This is a genomic window from Mesorhizobium sp. AD1-1 (assembly GCF_020164655.1).
GTDB lineage: Bacteria > Pseudomonadota > Alphaproteobacteria > Rhizobiales > Rhizobiaceae > Mesorhizobium > Mesorhizobium ciceri.
Genome location: NZ_JAIUGP010000005.1, coordinates 212,435 through 229,248, shown reverse-complemented (window position 1 = coordinate 229,248; position 16,814 = coordinate 212,435). Strand labels below are relative to the sequence as shown.

Annotated in this window: 13 protein-coding genes; 5 read left to right on the top strand and 8 right to left on the bottom strand. The window is 63.0% G+C overall.

Features of this window, described 5'->3' with window-relative positions:
• Positions 1–52: 52 nt before the first annotated feature.
• The 3 genes from LB519_RS12695 to LB519_RS12685 all read right to left on the bottom strand — a co-directional run bounded on the left by LB519_RS12695 (position 53) and on the right by LB519_RS12685 (position 3,418).
• A complete protein-coding gene (locus tag LB519_RS12695; protein ID WP_224620172.1) occupies positions 53–2,092 on the bottom strand; it encodes a PAS domain S-box protein in 2,040 nt (679 codons plus the stop codon).
• A gap of 134 nt (positions 2,093–2,226) precedes the next feature.
• The gene (locus tag LB519_RS12690) at positions 2,227–2,865 is read right to left on the bottom strand and encodes an NrsF family protein (RefSeq protein ID WP_013529421.1); all 639 of its coding nucleotides are present in this window, start codon (positions 2,863–2,865) and stop codon (positions 2,227–2,229) included.
• 1 nt (position 2,866) lies between these two features.
• The gene (locus LB519_RS12685; RefSeq protein WP_013529420.1) at positions 2,867–3,418 is read right to left on the bottom strand and encodes a sigma-70 family RNA polymerase sigma factor; all 552 of its coding nucleotides are present in this window, start codon (positions 3,416–3,418) and stop codon (positions 2,867–2,869) included.
• 261 nt (positions 3,419–3,679) lie between these two features.
• Here LB519_RS12685 and LB519_RS12680 point away from each other — a divergent pair, with 261 nt between their 5' ends.
• The 3 genes from LB519_RS12680 (at position 3,680) to LB519_RS12670 (ending at position 7,521) form a co-directional block, all read left to right on the top strand.
• The gene (locus LB519_RS12680) at positions 3,680–4,687 is read left to right on the top strand and encodes an iron ABC transporter substrate-binding protein (RefSeq protein WP_224620171.1); all 1,008 of its coding nucleotides are present in this window, start codon (positions 3,680–3,682) and stop codon (positions 4,685–4,687) included.
• Between the two features lie 174 nt (positions 4,688–4,861).
• A complete protein-coding gene (locus LB519_RS12675) occupies positions 4,862–6,442 on the top strand; it encodes an ABC transporter permease (RefSeq protein ID WP_224620219.1) in 1,581 nt (526 codons plus the stop codon).
• Positions 6,439–7,521, top strand: coding sequence for an ABC transporter ATP-binding protein (locus LB519_RS12670; protein ID WP_013529417.1), 1,083 nt, complete (start codon positions 6,439–6,441; stop codon positions 7,519–7,521). The genes LB519_RS12675 and LB519_RS12670 overlap by 4 nt, the downstream gene beginning before the upstream one ends.
• 36 nt (positions 7,522–7,557) lie before the next feature.
• Here LB519_RS12670 and LB519_RS12665 read toward each other — a convergent pair whose 3' ends face one another.
• The 4 genes from LB519_RS12665 to ugpB form a co-directional block, all read right to left on the bottom strand.
• Complete coding sequence (locus tag LB519_RS12665) at positions 7,558–8,619, bottom strand: sn-glycerol-3-phosphate import ATP-binding protein UgpC (protein ID WP_024503776.1); 1,062 nt, start codon at positions 8,617–8,619, stop codon at positions 7,558–7,560.
• 7 nt (positions 8,620–8,626) lie between these two features.
• Positions 8,627–9,475 (bottom strand): sn-glycerol-3-phosphate ABC transporter permease UgpE, encoded by an 849-nt coding sequence (gene ugpE, locus LB519_RS12660; RefSeq protein ID WP_224620170.1) that lies wholly within the window; start codon positions 9,473–9,475, stop codon positions 8,627–8,629.
• A gap of 9 nt (positions 9,476–9,484) precedes the next feature.
• Positions 9,485–10,405, bottom strand: a complete 921-nt coding sequence (gene ugpA / locus LB519_RS12655; RefSeq protein ID WP_224620169.1) for a sn-glycerol-3-phosphate ABC transporter permease UgpA — start codon at positions 10,403–10,405, stop codon at positions 9,485–9,487.
• Positions 10,406–10,562: 157 nt separating this feature from the next.
• Positions 10,563–11,873, bottom strand: coding sequence for a sn-glycerol-3-phosphate ABC transporter substrate-binding protein UgpB (gene ugpB / locus LB519_RS12650; RefSeq protein ID WP_027162895.1), 1,311 nt, complete (start codon positions 11,871–11,873; stop codon positions 10,563–10,565).
• A gap of 361 nt (positions 11,874–12,234) precedes the next feature.
• Here ugpB and LB519_RS12645 point away from each other — a divergent pair, with 361 nt between their 5' ends.
• The gene (locus tag LB519_RS12645) at positions 12,235–14,667 is read left to right on the top strand and encodes an EAL domain-containing protein (protein ID WP_224620168.1); all 2,433 of its coding nucleotides are present in this window, start codon (positions 12,235–12,237) and stop codon (positions 14,665–14,667) included.
• A gap of 1 nt (position 14,668) precedes the next feature.
• On the opposite strand, the gene tlpA is transcribed toward LB519_RS12645, so the two are convergent.
• Positions 14,669–15,358, bottom strand: coding sequence for a thiol:disulfide interchange protein TlpA (gene tlpA, locus LB519_RS12640; RefSeq protein ID WP_027162897.1), 690 nt, complete (start codon positions 15,356–15,358; stop codon positions 14,669–14,671).
• A 35-nt stretch (positions 15,359–15,393) separates the two neighbouring features.
• On the opposite strand from tlpA, the gene argH reads away from it, so the two are divergent.
• Positions 15,394–16,794, top strand: a complete 1,401-nt coding sequence (gene argH, locus LB519_RS12635; protein ID WP_063169086.1) for an argininosuccinate lyase — start codon at positions 15,394–15,396, stop codon at positions 16,792–16,794.
• The last annotated feature ends 20 nt before the right edge of the window (positions 16,795–16,814 follow it).

Below are 16,814 nucleotides of genomic sequence, written 5' to 3'. Positions count from 1 at the left end.
ATCGTCGGCGCAAATCAGGGACAAGCCTTTCGGTTCAACGGCGACGGGTCTATCAGGAGGCCACCGCCAGTGGCTCTGTCCGGCCATCCACGATCTGTGCGTCGGGCGCCACGGAGACACAGCCACGGCCCGCCGCCTTGGCGGCATAGCAAGCCGCATCGGCCCTGGCGATGATCTCGTCGACCTCGCCACAATTGGCATTGATCGCAGCCAACCCGATGCTGGCGCCGATCACGTGAGGACGGCCGTCCCAGGTGAAGTCTAGCCCGCCGATCGCATCGATGATGGAGCGCGCCGCGATCTTGGCGCCGGCTGCCGAACCCGATTTCAAAACGACCGCGAATTCGTCGCCGCCGAGGCGAGCGACGATGTCGTCTGGACCAAGCACGCCGCGAATAGCCACGGCGACCCGCTTCAGCAGCGCGTCTCCCGCCGCGTGACCACCCGTGTCGTTGACCAGTTTGAAGTGGTCGAGGTCGATGAACATGAACTGATGTCCGGCGCCTCCGACCGACCTTGTCGTGTCGCCGACCGACCTTGTCGTGTCGGCGGTGCCGTCCTTGCGCGCCTGGCCGACGAGGTCCTCCATGGCGCGGATGAAGCTGGAGCGGTTGGCAAGGCCGGTCAGCGCATCGTGTGCCGCGGCGTGGGCGAGCTGGCGCTGCAGCGCGCGCGCATCGGTAAAGTCCTGGAAGACGATGACCAGCCCGCAGAATTCGTGGCGGTCGTTGACGATCGGCGACACCACCTGGCGGATGCTGCAGCGCGTGTCGTCGCGCCGGATGAGGACGGCGCGGCTGTTCTGGTCGGCGGGCGCATGAACGCCAACCGCGGGCCGGGTCACGCCGATCCTGTGCCCCGTCTCCTCATCGACCGCCCAGTAGACATGGCCAAGCATCTTGCCGAGAGCCTCGCCGCCGGCAATCCCGGTCAGCTTTTCGGCGACCGGGTTCATGAAGGTGATCCGGTTTGCGGCATCGGTGCAGATCACGGCATCGCCGATCGATTGCAGCGTCACCCTCAGCCGCTCCTTTTCATCGGCAAGCATTGCCGCCGACACGGTGAGGCGCTCTTCGGCCTCCTTGCGGCGGGTGATGTCGGTCAAGCTGCCGATGGCCCTGATCAGCCGTCCATCCTCATCACGTTCGATGGCCTTGCCGCGGTCGAGGATCCACACCCAGTGGCCATCCTTGTGGCGCATCCTGAACTCGGCCTCAAAGAACGGTGTCTTGCCCTCGAGATGAGCGCGATCCGCTTCGGCGACAGTCTCGCGATCATCAGGATGGATCATCGTCAGCCAGCGGTCGGTGTCGCCATCGAGCTCGCCATCCGCATAGCCCAGCATCTTGACCCAGGTCGAGGAATAGGTCGTGCCGCCCTTGCGCATGTCGAGGTCCCAGACGCCCTGGCCGGCGCCGGCGAGCGCGAAATTCCAACGCGTTTCCGCTTCGGCAATGCGCGCCTCGGCCTGCTTGCGAGCGTCGATGTTTTCGATTTGCGAGACGAGATAGAGCGGGCGGCCGCTGGTCTCATCGCGAATGACCGAACCGGCAAGATGGGCCCAGACAGGCGTTCCGTCCTTGCGGAGATAGCGCTTCTCGAAATGGAAGGAATTGACCGTGCCCGCCTTCAGATCGTCCATCGTCTCCCGCCCGATCTGCTGGTCGTCGGGATGCGTGATCTGGAAGAAAGTCAGCGTCTCGATCTCTTCGCTTGTGTAGCCAAGCATGGCCGCGAAGGCCGGATTGGTCTGGCGGATGCGCCCATCGAGACCGACAACGACGATACCGATCGCTGAATCCTCCATGGCGCGGCGGAAGCGCAGCTCGCTCTCGGCGATCTGTTGGCGATCCCTGCTGATCCTGCGGGTGGACAGGGCAGCGAGGAACAGCGCGCCCGCCGCCACTGCCATCGCGATCTGCAGGCAGAGTTTCAAGGCTTCGGTGCCCAGGTCCAGGTGCGACAGCAGGATCGAGGCCGCCAGCACGCCCAGGCCGGCGACGAGCAACGCCAGCCCTGCACGCCCAAGAGATTCTCGGCTGGTCAATCCTCGCCACATCACGATACGTGCCACCCCCGTGCGCAAACGCATGTTCTCGCCTCAACCTTGGCGGATCGATTTTAAGGAAAGGTTGCGTCAGGCATTCCGGTGCCATCGCTAACCGGCAAACAATTGCCGGCATGATTAAGGATCGGTATGCGCGAGCGGGCGAGCGTGGCGCAACGCTACCAGCGCACGAAAAACCGTCCGCCGAGCGCGCCAAGCAATGCGAGCGCTGCAATGGCTATCGTGTACCAGGTGGCGACGAAAAGCGGCGAATCGTCGAAGCAGTGGGCGGCATAGAAGGTTGCCGCCAGCCCGCCGGCGAGCAGGCCTGCCACCGCACCGGCAAGCACCGGCCGTGTCGGCGCCCCGTAGCGCAGCATCCACAGGAAGATGGCAAGCGGACCGAGGCCGATCAGCGGGATGAAAGCCATGCAGATCATCATGTTGGAGCCGACCATTTTGGTTCCCCACAGCGCCTCCGGCACCATGAAAAGCTCCAGAACCACCGCCACGGCTACCAGCACTGGCGCCGCAGCCATCCCAACCATCGCCCGGCCCGTTGATGCACCCGGCGTCGACAAGGCACGGATCAGGGCGAAGGCGCTGACGGCAAGCACGATGGTGAAGACGAATTTGGAAAGGAAGCGCATCGTGTGCGCGGCCGCCATGAAATCCGGACGTGGGCCGATGGTCAGCAGGAAAACGACGGCCGCGATCACCGCTGCCGCACCGGCGGCCAGCCACCAGGCCGATTGCAGCGGCATCGCCTTGCTGGTTGCATCGGCGTCCAGCGCCTTGATGAGATCGTCCGTTCTCATGTCATTCCCGCCCGAACCGCCCCTGCCCGAATCGCTTGGCTATCGCGGCAAGTCCGCGATGCAGCGACACCCGCACCGCCGTCTCGCTGATGCCGAACTTTGCCGCCGTCTCGCCGATGGACCGCCCTTCCACCGACACGGCCGAGACCACGGAGCGCTGAGCCGGCGACAGACCGTCCAATGCACGGTTGATGTCGCGCTCGCTGACGGTCTCGGTTTCCGGCTCGGCGAACGTCTCGGCGATATCGTCGACGTCGATCTCGATGCGCCGTCCGCGCCGCCTGAACGCATCGATCAGCTTGAAGCGGGCAATCGCATAGACCCACGGCAACACCGGCGCATCCTGACGCCAGGTATGCCGTTTCACATGAATGGCCAGCAAGGTTTCCTGCACGACATCCTCGGGATCGACCCCGCCCTGCACGATCTTGCGCCTGGCAAAACCGCGAACCAGCGCGGCAATCCGGTGCAGAAAGTCGGCGTAAGCCCTTTCATCTCCCGCGATCGCGGCCCGCATCAGCCGGGAAAGTTCGGCCTCGTCCTTGCCGCTCACAAGAGTTCACTCCCCGATTTTCGCGTCTCGGCGCTGATTTGTTACGTGGCCGGCGAAATAATGTCCAAGCCAAACTGTCGGCAAATCACGAAAGTTTGCGGCATCGCCGAACCGTGAGCATCACGCGGAATTGTCCGTTCGGTACCGACCTTTGCACGTCAGCGACCGATTGAAGCACACCAACAATGTTGACTATAGCTGTCATGTATCGATAGGTGCAGCCGTGACAGACCTAGTACCCCCGAAATCGAGGACAATGCCATGAAATACGCTCTTTCCACCTTCGCCGGCGCCGCCGCGCTGGCAATCAGCCTCATCGCCGGTCCGGCAAAGGCGGAAGAGGATGGCATCATTGTCTACAACGCCCAGCACGAAAGCCTGACCAAGGCGTGGGCCGAAGGCTTCACCAAGGAAACAGGCATCAAGGTCACCGTGCGCAATGGCGGCGACAGCGATTTCTCCAACCAGATCGTCGCCGAGGGCACTGCTTCGCCCGCAGACGTCTTCCTGACCGAAAACTCACCGGCCATGGCGCTGGTCGAGAGCGCCGGCCTGTTCGCGCCGGTCGACGCGGACACGCTGGCACAGGTTCCCCAGGACTATCAGCCGGCCAGCGGCAAATGGGTCGGCGTTGCCGCGCGCAGCACGGTCTTTGCCTATAACAAGACCAAGCTGACTGCCGACCAGTTGCCCAAGTCGATGCTGGACCTCGCCGATCCGAGCTGGAAAGGCCGTTGGGCCGCCTCCCCGTCGGGCGCTGATTTCCAGGCCATCGTCAGCGCCCTGCTCCAGCTCAAAGGTGAAGCCGCTACCGCCGACTGGCTGAAAGCGATGAAAACCAATTTCACCGCCTACAAGGGCAACAGCACGGTGATGAAGGCGGTTAATGCCGGCGAGATCGAAGGCGGCGTGATCTATCACTATTACTATTTCGGCGATCAGGCCAAGACCGGCGAAAACAGCAAGAATGTCGCGCTGCACTATTTCAAGGATCAGGATCCGGGCGCCTTCGTCTCGATCTCCGGCGGCGGTGTGCTGGCTTCGAGCAAGCATCCGAAGGAAGCCCAGGCGTTCCTGAAATGGCTGACAGGCAAAGGCGGTCAGGACGTGCTGAAAACCGGCGATTCCTTCGAGTACGCGGTCGGCAAGGGTGCGGACTCCAACCCGAAGCTGGTGCCGCTCGCCGATCTGCAGGCGCCGAAGGTCGATGCCACGACGCTGAACTCCAAGAAGGTCACCGATCTGATGACGGCAGCCGGCTTGCTTTAGTTGCCATTCGTCCTAAAAGGACACCCGACCACGCTCCCGCGGGAATTCGCCTTCCGCGGGAGTGATTTTGTTTTTCGAGATGGCATTCGTCGATGACGACACGCTGTGTTCCCGACCGCGATCGCGGTCTTTCAATTGCTGCCGCTGGACGGCAACGGCACGGCGTCTGACCTGATGCAGTCCGCGGTCGATCTCGCGCATTCGGGCCTGCCTTCGGGTACAGGCCGAAGGGCTCGGCGACGCGCACCGCTTTGGCTGGTCCTCGCCGCCATCTTCGTTGCGCTGCTGGCGCTGGTGCCGCTTGCCTTCATCATCTGGATCGCGGTGCAGACCGGCTGGGAAACAGTCTCGGCACTGGTCTTCCGGCCGCGTGTCGGCGAGCTTCTGGTCAACACTGTCCTGCTGGTCGCGCTCTCGGTGCCGATCACCATCGTGCTGTCGGTTTCGCTGGCCTGGTTGACCGAGCGCAGCGACCTGCCGGGCGCCCGGCTCTGGGCCTGGCTGTGCGTGGCGCCGCTCGCCATCCCGGCTTTTGTGCACAGCTATGCCTGGGTCACCATGGTGCCGGGACTGCACGGCCTGTGGGCCGGCGTGCTGGTTTCCGTGATCGCCTATTTCCCGTTTCTGTATCTGCCGGTGTCGGCGGCGTTGCGCCGTCTCGATCCCGCCCTGGAAGACGCCGCCGCCGCACTCGGCCTTGGGCCCCGGCGCGTGTTCTGGCGGGTCGTGCTGCCGCAATTGCGGCTCGCCATCTGCGGCGGCTCGCTGCTGGTCGGCCTGCATCTGCTGGCCGAGTACGGCCTCTATGTCTTCATCCGCTTCGACACCTTCACCACGGCGATCGTCGACCAGTTCCAGTCGACCTTCAATGGACCGGCCGCCAACATGCTGGCCGGCGTGCTGGTCAGCTGTTGCTTCGTGCTGCTCGGCCTCGAAGTGCTGGTGCGCGGCGAGGAGCGCTATGCCCGTGTCGGCTCCGGCGCGGCGCGCCATCAGCAACGCACAAGCCTCGGACGCGCCACCCTGCCTAGCCTGCTCTTGCTTGTCGTTATTACGCTTTTGGCGCTCGGCGTGCCGTTCGTCACCATTGGCGGCTGGCTTGCCGCCGGCGGCGCCGCTGTCTGGCGCTTGGACGAGATCGGCCTGGCGCTTGGCCAGACGCTGTTCCTGGCGCTCGCCGGCGCGTTGCTCGCCACCGTCGCCGCCATGCCGATGGCCTGGATCTCGATCCGCGCGCCGGGGCCATTGCAGCGTCTTCTGGAGGGCTGCAACTACATCGTCGGCTCGCTGCCCGGGGTCGTCATCGCACTGGCGTTGGTCACCATCACCGTACGCATCGCGCTGCCGCTCTACCAGACCTTGTTCACCATCCTGGTTGCCTATGCGCTGATGTTCCTGCCGCGCGCGCTGGTCAGCCTGCGGGCATCGATCGCGCAGGCGCCGGTCGAGCTCGAACGCGCCGCTTCCAGCCTCGGCCGGCCGCCGCTGCAGGCGCTGTGGTCGACGACGATCCGCCTGTCGGCGCCGGGTGCCGCGGCCGGCATGGCCCTGGTGGCGCTCGGCATCATGAACGAACTGACCGCCACCCAGATGCTGGCACCGAACGGCACCCGCACGCTGGCGATGGCTTTCTGGTCCTACAGTGGCGAGATTGATTATGCCTCGGCGGCACCCTACGCCTTCATCATGGTGGCGATGTCGCTGCCCTTGACCTGGCTGCTCTATGTCCAGTCGAAACGGATGGCCGGACGATGAGCTTTCTCGAAATCAGCGGCCTGCACAAGCAATACGGCCCGGTGGCGGCTCTTGCCGGCGTCGACCTCAGCGTCGCCAGCGGCAGCCGCACGGCGATCGTCGGTCCTTCCGGTTGCGGAAAGACGACCCTGCTGCGGCTGATTGCCGGCTTCGAGGCTCCGGACCAGGGCCACATCACGCTCGACGGTGCCATATTGGCCAACGGCGGCGCTGCGGTGCCGGCATATCGCCGAGGCATCGGTGTGGTGGCGCAGGATGGTGCCCTGTTTCCGCATCTGACCATTGGCGACAATATCGGTTTCGGCATGGGCCGCGGCGAGGACAAGCGCGCTGAGCGCATCGTCGAGCTCGCCTATATCGTCGGGCTCGACAAGGCGATCCTCAAACGCCGCCCGCACGAGCTTTCCGGCGGCCAGCAGCAGCGTGTGGCGCTGGCCCGGGCCATGGCGATGAAGCCCAGGCTGATGCTTCTCGACGAGCCGTTCTCGGCGCTCGATACCGGCCTGCGCGCCTCGATGCGCAAGGCGGTGGCCGAACTTCTGGAGGCCGCCGGCATCACCACCATCCTGGTGACGCACGACCAGGCCGAAGCGCTGTCCTTCGCCAGCCAGGTCGCGGTGATGCGCGACGGCAAGTTCTCGCAAATCGGCACGCCGCGCGAGCTCTATCTCAAGCCGAAGGACAGGATGATCGCCGAATTCCTCGGCGACGCCATCATCCTGCCGGCCAAGATATCAAATGGCTTCGCCAACTCGCCGCTCGGCCGCATCGCGGTCGACACCCATGACAGCCGCGATATCGCCCGCATCATGCTTCGCCCGGAGCAGATCGCGCTGAAGAGAACGTCGCGCGAGGGTATGTCCGGCACCTCGGACATGCTGTTCGGCGAGGTGACGGAATCCGAATTCGCCGGCTCGATGTGCACGGTCGCGGTGCGGCTCTTGAACAATGCCGATCCGCCCGATGCGGCAGCGATCGGCAACACGCCGCTGGTCCTGCGCAAACCGGGCATGGACGCGCCGGCGGTCGGCGAGATCGTCCGGCTGACTGTATCGGGAAAGGCGCATGTCTTCGCCTGAACGCCGCGTGGGTGGAGCGTAGGCATATCTTTCTGATTAGCCGACGCGCTTTCCGGCCTGATCGAACCAGTGCAGCTTTTCTGCCTTGGCAACCACGCGCAATTGGTTGCCAACCGTGGCGGTGGCGCGACCCGCGACCCGCACGACGATCCTGCTGCCACCTGCAGCACAGTGAAGGAAACTTTCGGCGCCTACCGGTTCGACTGCCTCGACCAGCGCCGGCAGGATGAGCGCGCCGGACGGTGCCTCGGACCCGAAGGTGACGTCGGCATCCTCGGGGCGGAAGCCGAGCGTGACGGCGTTCGCAGGCGCAAATTCAATCGTCTTGCCATCAGCCAGCGCCGGACCAGCCGGGCCTTGCGAAAGGGGCAGGAGATTCATCGGCGGCGCGCCAATGAAGGAAGCGACGAAGGTCGAGGCCGGCCTTTCGTAGACGTCGAGCGGCGCCCCCATTTGCTCGACCAGTCCGGCATTCATGACGACGAGGATGTCGGCCAACGTCATCGCCTCGAGCTGGTCATGTGTGACATAGACCGACGTGACGCCAAGCGAGCGCTGCAGGTTCTTTATCTCGACGCGCATCTGGCCACGCAATTTGGCATCGAGATTGGAAAGCGGCTCGTCGAAAAGGAAAACCCTCGGATTGCGCACAATGGCACGACCCATGGCGACACGCTGGCGCTGGCCGCCGGAAAGCTCGCGCGGGCGGCGGTCGAGCAGCGCCGAAAGTTCCAGTATTTTCGCCGTCGCGCGGACCCGGCTGTCGATCTCATCTTTCGGCGTGCCGCGGTTGCGCAGCCCATAGGCCATGTTGTCGTAGACTTTCATATGCGGATAGAGCGCGTAGTTCTGGAACACCATGGCGATGTCACGCTCGGTCGGACCGGTTGAGTTTACGATCTTGCCGTCGATCGCAACTGTTCCCGAGGAGATGGTTTCAAGCCCGGCGATCATTCTGAGCAGCGTGGACTTACCGCAACCCGACGGGCCGACCAGCACGCAAAGCTCCTTGTCGGGAACCGCGATTGAAACGCCCTTCACGGCCTCGAAACCGCTGGGGTAGACCTTCTTCACATCCTTTAGATCGACGGTCGCCATCAGCTTCTCACTTTTCGGAATCGACCAGGCCGCGAACGAACCAGCGTTGCATCAGCACCACGACCAGGATCGGCGGCACGATGGCCAGCATCGCTGTAACCATGACCATGTGCCATTGCGTATCGGCATCGGCGAAGGAGACCATCTTTCTGAGCGCGATGACGATCGTGTTCATGTTGCTGCTGTTGGTGACGAGCAACGGCCACAGATACTGTGTCCAGCCATAAATAAAGAGGATGACGAACAGCGCCGCGATATTTGTCCGCGACAGCGGCAACAGGATATCGAAGAAGAAGCGCCACGGCCCCGCACCATCGACCCGCGCCGCCTCAACCAATTCGCCAGGAATCGTCATGAAGAACTGGCGGAACAGCAGCGTGGCGGTGGCCGAGGCGATCAGCGGGATGATCAGGCCCGCATAAGTGTCGATCATGCCGAGATCGACCATCACCTTGTAGGTTGGCAGGATGCGCACCTCGACGGGGAGCATCAGGGTGATGAAGATCAGCCAGAAGAAGGTCATGCGCAGCGGAAAGCGGAAGAACACGATCGCATAGGCAGACAGGATCGAGATGAATATCTTTCCCACCGCGATGCCGAGCGCCATGATCGTCGTGTTGAGCAGGAGCCTGCCGACGCTGACGCCGCCGATGCGGCCGACACCGCCGAACAATGCCTCGCTGTAATTGTTCCAGAACTGATCGCCGGGCAGGAGCGGCAATGGCGGCCTGAGGATCGTTTGCAGCGTCTGCGTCGAGGCAACGAACGTGTAGTAGATCGGGAAGGCGACGATCAATATGCCGAGGATCAGCATGGCGTGGGCGATGACGGTGCGGAGCGGTGACTGGCCGATCATCGCTCGCCCTCAGCCGTAATGGACTTTGCGTTCCACATAGCGGAACTGGATGGCGGTGAGCGAGATGACGATGACCATCAGGATAACCGACTGCGCCGCCGAGTCACCGAGGATCAGATTGACGAAGCCGTCATTGTAGACCTTGTAGACCAGCGTCTCAGTCGTCTTGCCCGGACCGCCCCCGGTGACGGCATGGACGATGCCGAACGTGTCGAACAGGGCATAGACGGTGTTAACGACCAGCAGGAAGAAGGTCGTCGGCGCAAGCAGCGGGAAGACGATGGTCCAGAATCGCTTGGTCTCGCCGGCGCCGTCCATGGCCGCCGCCTCGATCAAGGCTTTCGGCACCGCCTGCAGGCCGGCGACGAAGAACAGGAAATTGTAGCTTATCTGCTTCCAGGCAGCGGCGGACACCAGCAGGATCATGGCGTGGGTGCCATTGAGCAGTGGATCCCAGGCGATGCCGAAACTCCTCAGCATGTAGGCCAGCGACCCGATCGAAGGGTTGAAGAGGAACAGCCACAGCATACCGGCAATCGCCGGCGCCACCGCGTAGGGCCAGATCAAGAGCGTGCGGTAGAGACCTTTGCCGCGCACCACCTTCTCTGCCATGACCGCCAGCAGGAGCGCCACGCACATGGCGACGATAGCGGTCGCAAGGGAAAACACCACCGTGACCTTGATCGAGTTCAGGTAGGCCGGATCGGCAAGCACTTTCCTGAAATTGGCGAACCAGACGAACTTGGTCCTCAGCCCGAACGGATCCTGCCTGAGCATGGATTGGTAGAACGCCTGACCGGCCGGCCAGTAGAAAAAAACGAGCGTGATGGCCAGTTGCGGCGCCACAAGCAGGTAGGGAAGGACCTTGTTGGGGAACACGACGCGAGGGGTCACGGAGCCACTCCGAGGTGATGAGGCGGGCGGCACCATGCGGCACCCCTCTCCGCCAAGATGGCTTTGATGAGCGTTTCGGACTGGGCATCATCGACCATTGGCGAAATCGCAAAGGACGGCAAAACTCCCCTCACGAGGGGAGATGCCCGGCGGGACAGGTGGGTGCGCCGTAGAGCAAGGACCTGCGCTCGCTCTAATTCCCCAGCGCTTCCTTGATCGCGGCATTGCCACGCGTAACCGCATTGTCGAGCGCCTGCTGCGCGGTCTGCTGGCCGGCGAGCATCTTCTCGAACTCCTCGTTCTGGATATCGCGCACCTGCGGCAGATTCGGCAGACGTACGCCCTTGGAATTGTCGGTCGGCATCTTACCCGTCATCTGCAGGATCGGGGTCTCGCGGCCGACATTCTTGTCATAGAAACCGGACTTCTTGGTCGCTTCATAAGCCGCCAGCGTTACCGGCAGATAACCCGACTTCTGGTGCAGGTATTCTTGCACCTCGGTCTTCGACAGGTAGGCGAAGAAGGCCGCGACGCCCTTGTATTCCTCATCGGATTTGTCCGCGAAAACCCACAGGCTGGCGCCACCCGGCGTCGTGTTCTGCGGCGCACCCTTGGCGTCGCTGTCATACGGCAATTGGCCAATGCCGTAATTCATGCCGGACTTGACGATATCGCCAAGCCCGCCGGACGATTCGGTCATGATCCCGCATTCGCCTGCAAGGAAGATCTGCTTGGCTTCGGAGGTGCGGCCGCCATATTTGAAGGTGCCGTCCTTGGCGAGGTCCGCCAGCGCCTGGAAATGGTTGACGAAAATCGGCGCGTTGATCTTGAGCTCGACATCGCCGCCGGCCAGACCGTTCTGCTGGGTGGCCCATGACACGTCATTCCAGGCCGCGAAATTCTCCAGATGTATCCAGGTCAGCCAGGTCGAGGTGTAGCCGCAGGCGGCCGCGCCGCTCGCCTTGATCTTCTTGGCGTCTTCCCACACTTCATTCCAGGTCTTGGGTGGGCTATCGACGTCGAGACCAGCCTTCTTGAAGATATCCTTGTTGTAATAAAGGATCGGCGAGGAGGAGTTGTAGGGGAAGGAGAGCATGGTGCCGTCCGGCTTCGAATAATAGCCGACTATGCCTGGCAGATACTGGCTCTTGTCGAAGGTCATTCCAGCGCTGGTCAACACATCGGCTGCGGGCTTGATGGCACCTTCGGCCGCCATCATCACGCCGGTGCCGACGTCGAACACCTGGATGATGTCTGGCGCCTGGCCCGCGCGGTAGGCGGCAATGCCGGCATTCAGCGTCTCGGGATACGTGCCTTTGAACACCGGAACGAGCTCATAGTCGCTCTGGCTGGCATTGAAATCTTTGGAGATCTTGTCGACGACTTCGGCATTGGCGCCAGTCATGGCGTGCCACCAACTGATCTGCGTGACGGCAAAAGCGGAGGTTGAGGAAAGCGTCATAAAGGTAGCGGCAACACCGGCCGCGAAGCCGAAGGACTTCATGTTTCATCTCCCGTTTGTCATTGGCGAAAGGGGGCACTCCCGCGAAGGCAATATGTGTCGCTCATGACAATCAGACAACGGTTTTGTTGCAGATCGACGAACTTCACCCTTTACCTGACGCAACGCTCGCCTCCGCTTGGAGGCATGGAGAGCGATACGGTTAGCCGGCTTGGCGCGACGACAAGCGCGCCAGGAAGCACCGTCGGGACTGTCAAGCTCGCTTTCGGCGTGTCAGCCCTGATTGCAGCCGCAGCAACCCGAAGAGACACGCCAAGGTTGCAGCCGACTTTATCGATCCTTCAACGGCAACGCGCTACTCAATCCTGCTGCCCTGTTTATTTCCAAAGATCAGGTGAAATAAATGCTGACGGTCTACAATTGTATCGTCAACGAACATGATCTGAGACTGGTCGCACTCGCCGCGCTGATCTGCGGAATTTCCTGCTTCTCTGCTGTCAACCTGCTTCAGCACATAAGCCGTTCCACAGATCGGAACCGGCTTGCCTGGCTGATGATCGCGGCCACTTCGACCGGCTTTGGCATCTGGGCAACGCACTTCATCGCCATGCTCGCATTCACACCGGGCATACCCAGTGCTTATGATCCGGCACTCTCCGTGCTTTCGCTCGCTGCTTCGGTCACTTTGACGGCAGCCGGCATGTGGATCGCCACCTTGCGGGATGAGTTCGACTATCATCTCGTCGGCGGCGCCGTGCTGGGCGGCGGTATCGCAGCCATGCACTACATCGGCATGGCGGCGTTCGAGGTTCAGGGCCGTATCGAGTGGAACCTCTTGCTTGTCGCCGTTTCCCTGCTGGCCGGCGTAACGCTCGCGGCGCTGGCGCTGCGTGTCGTGCAGCGCCGCCCCTCCTTGAAGGCGACATCCGGCGGCGCGGTGCTGCTGACGCTGGCGATCTGCACCCTGCATTTCATCGGTATGGGTGCCGTCTCGATCTTCCCCGATCCCTCGATCGTCATATCCGAATACACGATCGAGCCGACCTCGCAGGCTTTCGCGGCCGCCGCCGCCACACTGGTGATCCTGGTTCTGTCGGCATCGGCGCTGTGGATCGATTTGCGCTTCCGTCGCCAGAAGCTCGAGGTCGACCGCATGCACGGCCTGGCCAATGCCGCCGTGGAGGGGCTGATCGTCTGCGACGGCAACCGCATCATCAGTGCCAATGACAGCATTGCGGCACTGACGGGCATAGCAACAGCGACCCTGAACGGAATGCAGCTTGGCGATCTCTTCGGATCCGATATGTCGGGCTTCGGCGAACAGCCGCAGGAGGCCGAATTGAGCGGTCGCGATGGCACGAGCATTCCTGTCGAGCTGATCGCCAGGAGCATCGACTACTGTGGCAAACCGCACAACGTGGTCGCGGTCCGCGACATTCGCGAGCGCAAGAAGGCGGAACAGGAGATCCTGCGGCTTGCCCATTTCGATCCATTGACCGGACTGGCCAATCGCCGCAGCTTTTCCGGCCGGCTGGAGACGGAAATCGCTGCGATGGTCCGGACCAGGAAAGGCGGCCAGCTTGCGCTTCTGCTGCTTGATCTCGACCGGTTCAAGGAGGTCAACGACCTGTATGGGCACGGCGCAGGCGATGCCATGCTGCAGAAGGTTGCGCAGTGCGCGACCGGTATCCTTCGTCCAGGGCAGATGGTGGCGCGGCTGGGCGGCGATGAGTTCGCCATCATCGCGCCGAACCTGGCCGACCCGTTGGAGGCGGGCCGTATCGCCAACGCCGTGCTGACCGCCATGCGCGAGGAAAACCGGCTCTCGGTCGGCGGCGGCCTTGTGTCGGCAAGCATCGGCATTGCGCTGTATCCGTCGGATGCCGAAAACCAGGCCAGCCTGATAAGCCACGCCGATACGGCACTCTACCGGGCCAAGACCGAAGGCAAGGACACTTACCGTTATTTCGAAGCATCGATGGGGGCCGAGGCCCGCGACAAGCGCGTCATGGAGCACGAACTGCGCCAGGCGGTCGCACGCCAGGAGTTCTATCTCGTCTACCAGCCGCAGAAAGAGATCAGCAGCGGAAAGATGGTCGGCTTCGAAGCGTTGGTCCGCTGGCGGCATCCGACGCGCGGCGACGTGTCGCCGGCCATATTCATCCCGGTGGCCGAAGACAGCGGCGCCATTGGCCAGATTGGCGAATGGGTGCTGACGGCTGCCTGCGAGGAAGCCGCCCGCTGGGAAAATCCGCTGACAGTGGCCGTCAACGTTTCGGCGGTGCAGCTCCACAACACGAATTTCAGCCGCAAGGTCCACGAAACATTGCTGAATTCCGGCCTGGCGCCCGGCAGGCTCGAGCTTGAGATCACCGAGACGGCGCTTGTCAAGGACATGCCGCGGGCGCTGGCCACCTTGCGGCAGGTCAAGGCGCTGGGCGTGCGCGTGGCCATGGACGATTTTGGAACCGGCTATTCCTCGCTCTCCAACCTCCGCGCCTTCCCCTTCGACAAGATCAAGATCGATGGCTCCTTCATCAAGTCCGTCGACAAGAACGGCCAGGTCGCGGCGATCGTGCGCGCCGTCCTGGGACTTGGACGCGGTCTCGGCCTGCCGGTTCTGGCGGAGGGGGTCGAGACGCTCGGCGAACTGAAATTCCTGGACGCCGAAGCCTGCGAGATCGGCCAGGGCTATTATATCGGCAGGCCAGCTCCCATCGAAGAATTCGGCGATCTGACCGGTGTCGTCGCACCCGCTGTCGGCAGCAAACCCGCTACCTTGCGCGACAGAAGCGTTCTGGCCTTCGCACCGGCACCTGCGCTAGCCACACGCTAGACTAGAGGCTCTCGGGCTTGAGTGCCGTCTCGACCAGCCGCCTGGCGTCCGGCCCCGACCATTCGGCCGGGCCGTTCATATGGGCGATCAGGCAGCCCTCGCCGTCGACCAGCATGGTGACAGGAAGGCCTAGCGCCAGGCCGCGCTTCTTGAGGTCGTTGAACAGCGCCATCGTCGAATCCCGGTAATAGCCAAGCGTCGCGACGCCGGTATCGCTGAGGAACTTCTTCGGCTTCACATCGTCGCCGGCATCGACATTGACGGCGATCACTTGAAAGGCGTCGCTGCCCTTTTCCTTCTGCAGCGCATCGAGCGCCGGCATTTCGGCACGGCACGGCGCGCACCATGTCGCCCACAGATTGAGCAGCACCGTCTTGCCGGCATGATCGGCAAGCGTCATCGGCTTGCCGTCCGGACCGTTGAAGGCAAGGCTCTTCAGGGATTGTGGCGGATCGGCGGGCAAAAGTGCCGCGACCTCACCGGTGGCCGAAGCCGCGACCTTCTTGGCGCGGTCGCTCTTGGCCGCGCAGGCCACGTCGTCCTTGCTCTCACCCACGGCAGCTTGTGCCGGTGCATTGTTGCCAGACCGGCTCTCGCTGACATATACCGCGACCGCGCCCGCCAGCGCGCCCGCCACCAAGGCGGCGAGGATCAGGCGCGGGGCCGGGAAGAATCTACTACCGTCTGCCATTTTCTCAAAACTGCTCCGAAGCACGGGTTATAGCCATGAGCGATAAGAAAACCAGCAACCAGATGTGGGGCGGACGTTTTGCCTCGGGTCCGGCCGCCATCATGGAAGCGATCAACGCGTCTATCTCCTTCGACCGCAAACTCTATGCGCAGGACATCAAAGGCTCGATCGCCCATAGCGAGATGCTGGCGCAAACGGGCATTATTTCGGCGGCCGATCAAGAAAAAATCGCTGACGGGCTGAACACGATCCTGAGAGAGATCGAGGCCGGCAGCTTCGAGTTCTCGACGCGGCTCGAAGACATCCACATGAACATCGAGGCGCGCCTTGCCGATCTGATCGGCCCGGCGGCCGGCCGCCTGCACACCGCCCGCTCGCGCAACGACCAGGTCGCGGTCGATTTGCGGCTCTGGGTCAAGGAGGAGTGCTTTCGCGTCGCCGAGGCGTTGAAGGGGTTGATTGAGGCGCTGCTGGAGCGGGCCGAGGAGCATGCGGCGACCGTGATGCCGGGCTTCACCCATATGCAGGCGGCCCAGCCGGTGACCTTCGGCCATCACTGCATGGCCTATGTCGAGATGTTTTCGCGCGACCTGTCGCGTGTCCGCGATGCGATCGAACGCATGGACGAAAGCCCGCTCGGTGCCGCCGCACTTGCCGGCACCAGCTTCCCGATCGACCGCCACCGGACCGCCAAGGGGCTCGGCTTCCGCGAGCCGATGCGCAATTCGCTCGACAGCGTCTCGGATCGCGATTTCGCGCTCGAGTTCCTTGCCATGGCCGCGATCTGCGCCACGCATCTGTCGCGGCTGGCCGAAGAGATCATCATCTGGTCGACGCCGCAATTCGGCTTCGTCAGGCTGTCGGACTCGTTTTCCACCGGCTCGTCGATCATGCCGCAGAAGAAGAATCCCGATGCCGCCGAACTGGTGCGCGGCAAGACCGGCCGCGTCACCGGCCATCTGGTCGGCCTGCTGACGGTGATGAAGGGCATGCCTTTGACCTATGGCAAGGACATGCAGGAAGATAAGGAATCGGTATTCGACGCCGCCGAGACGCTCGACCTGATGCTGGCGGCGATGACCGGCATGGTCTCGGACATGACGGTCAACGCAGCCGCGATGAAGAAGGCCGCCGGCTCCGGCCACGCGACAGCAACCGACCTTGCTGACTGGCTGGTGCGCACGCTCGGCCTGCCGTTCCGAGAGGCGCATCATGTCACCGGCCGGGCGGTGGCGCTGGCCGAAGACAAGAAGGTGGGGCTGGAGAAGCTTTCGCTGGAGGATTTGCAGTCGATCGATCCCGGCATCACGGCCGACATATTCTCAGTGCTGGCGGTGCAGAACTCGGTCAAGAGCCGCACCAGTTTCGGCGGCACCGCGCCGTCGGAAGTGAGGAAGCAGATCCGCGCCTGGAAAAAGCGACTGGCGAAAGCGTAATGCCGGATGTTGCGCCAGCA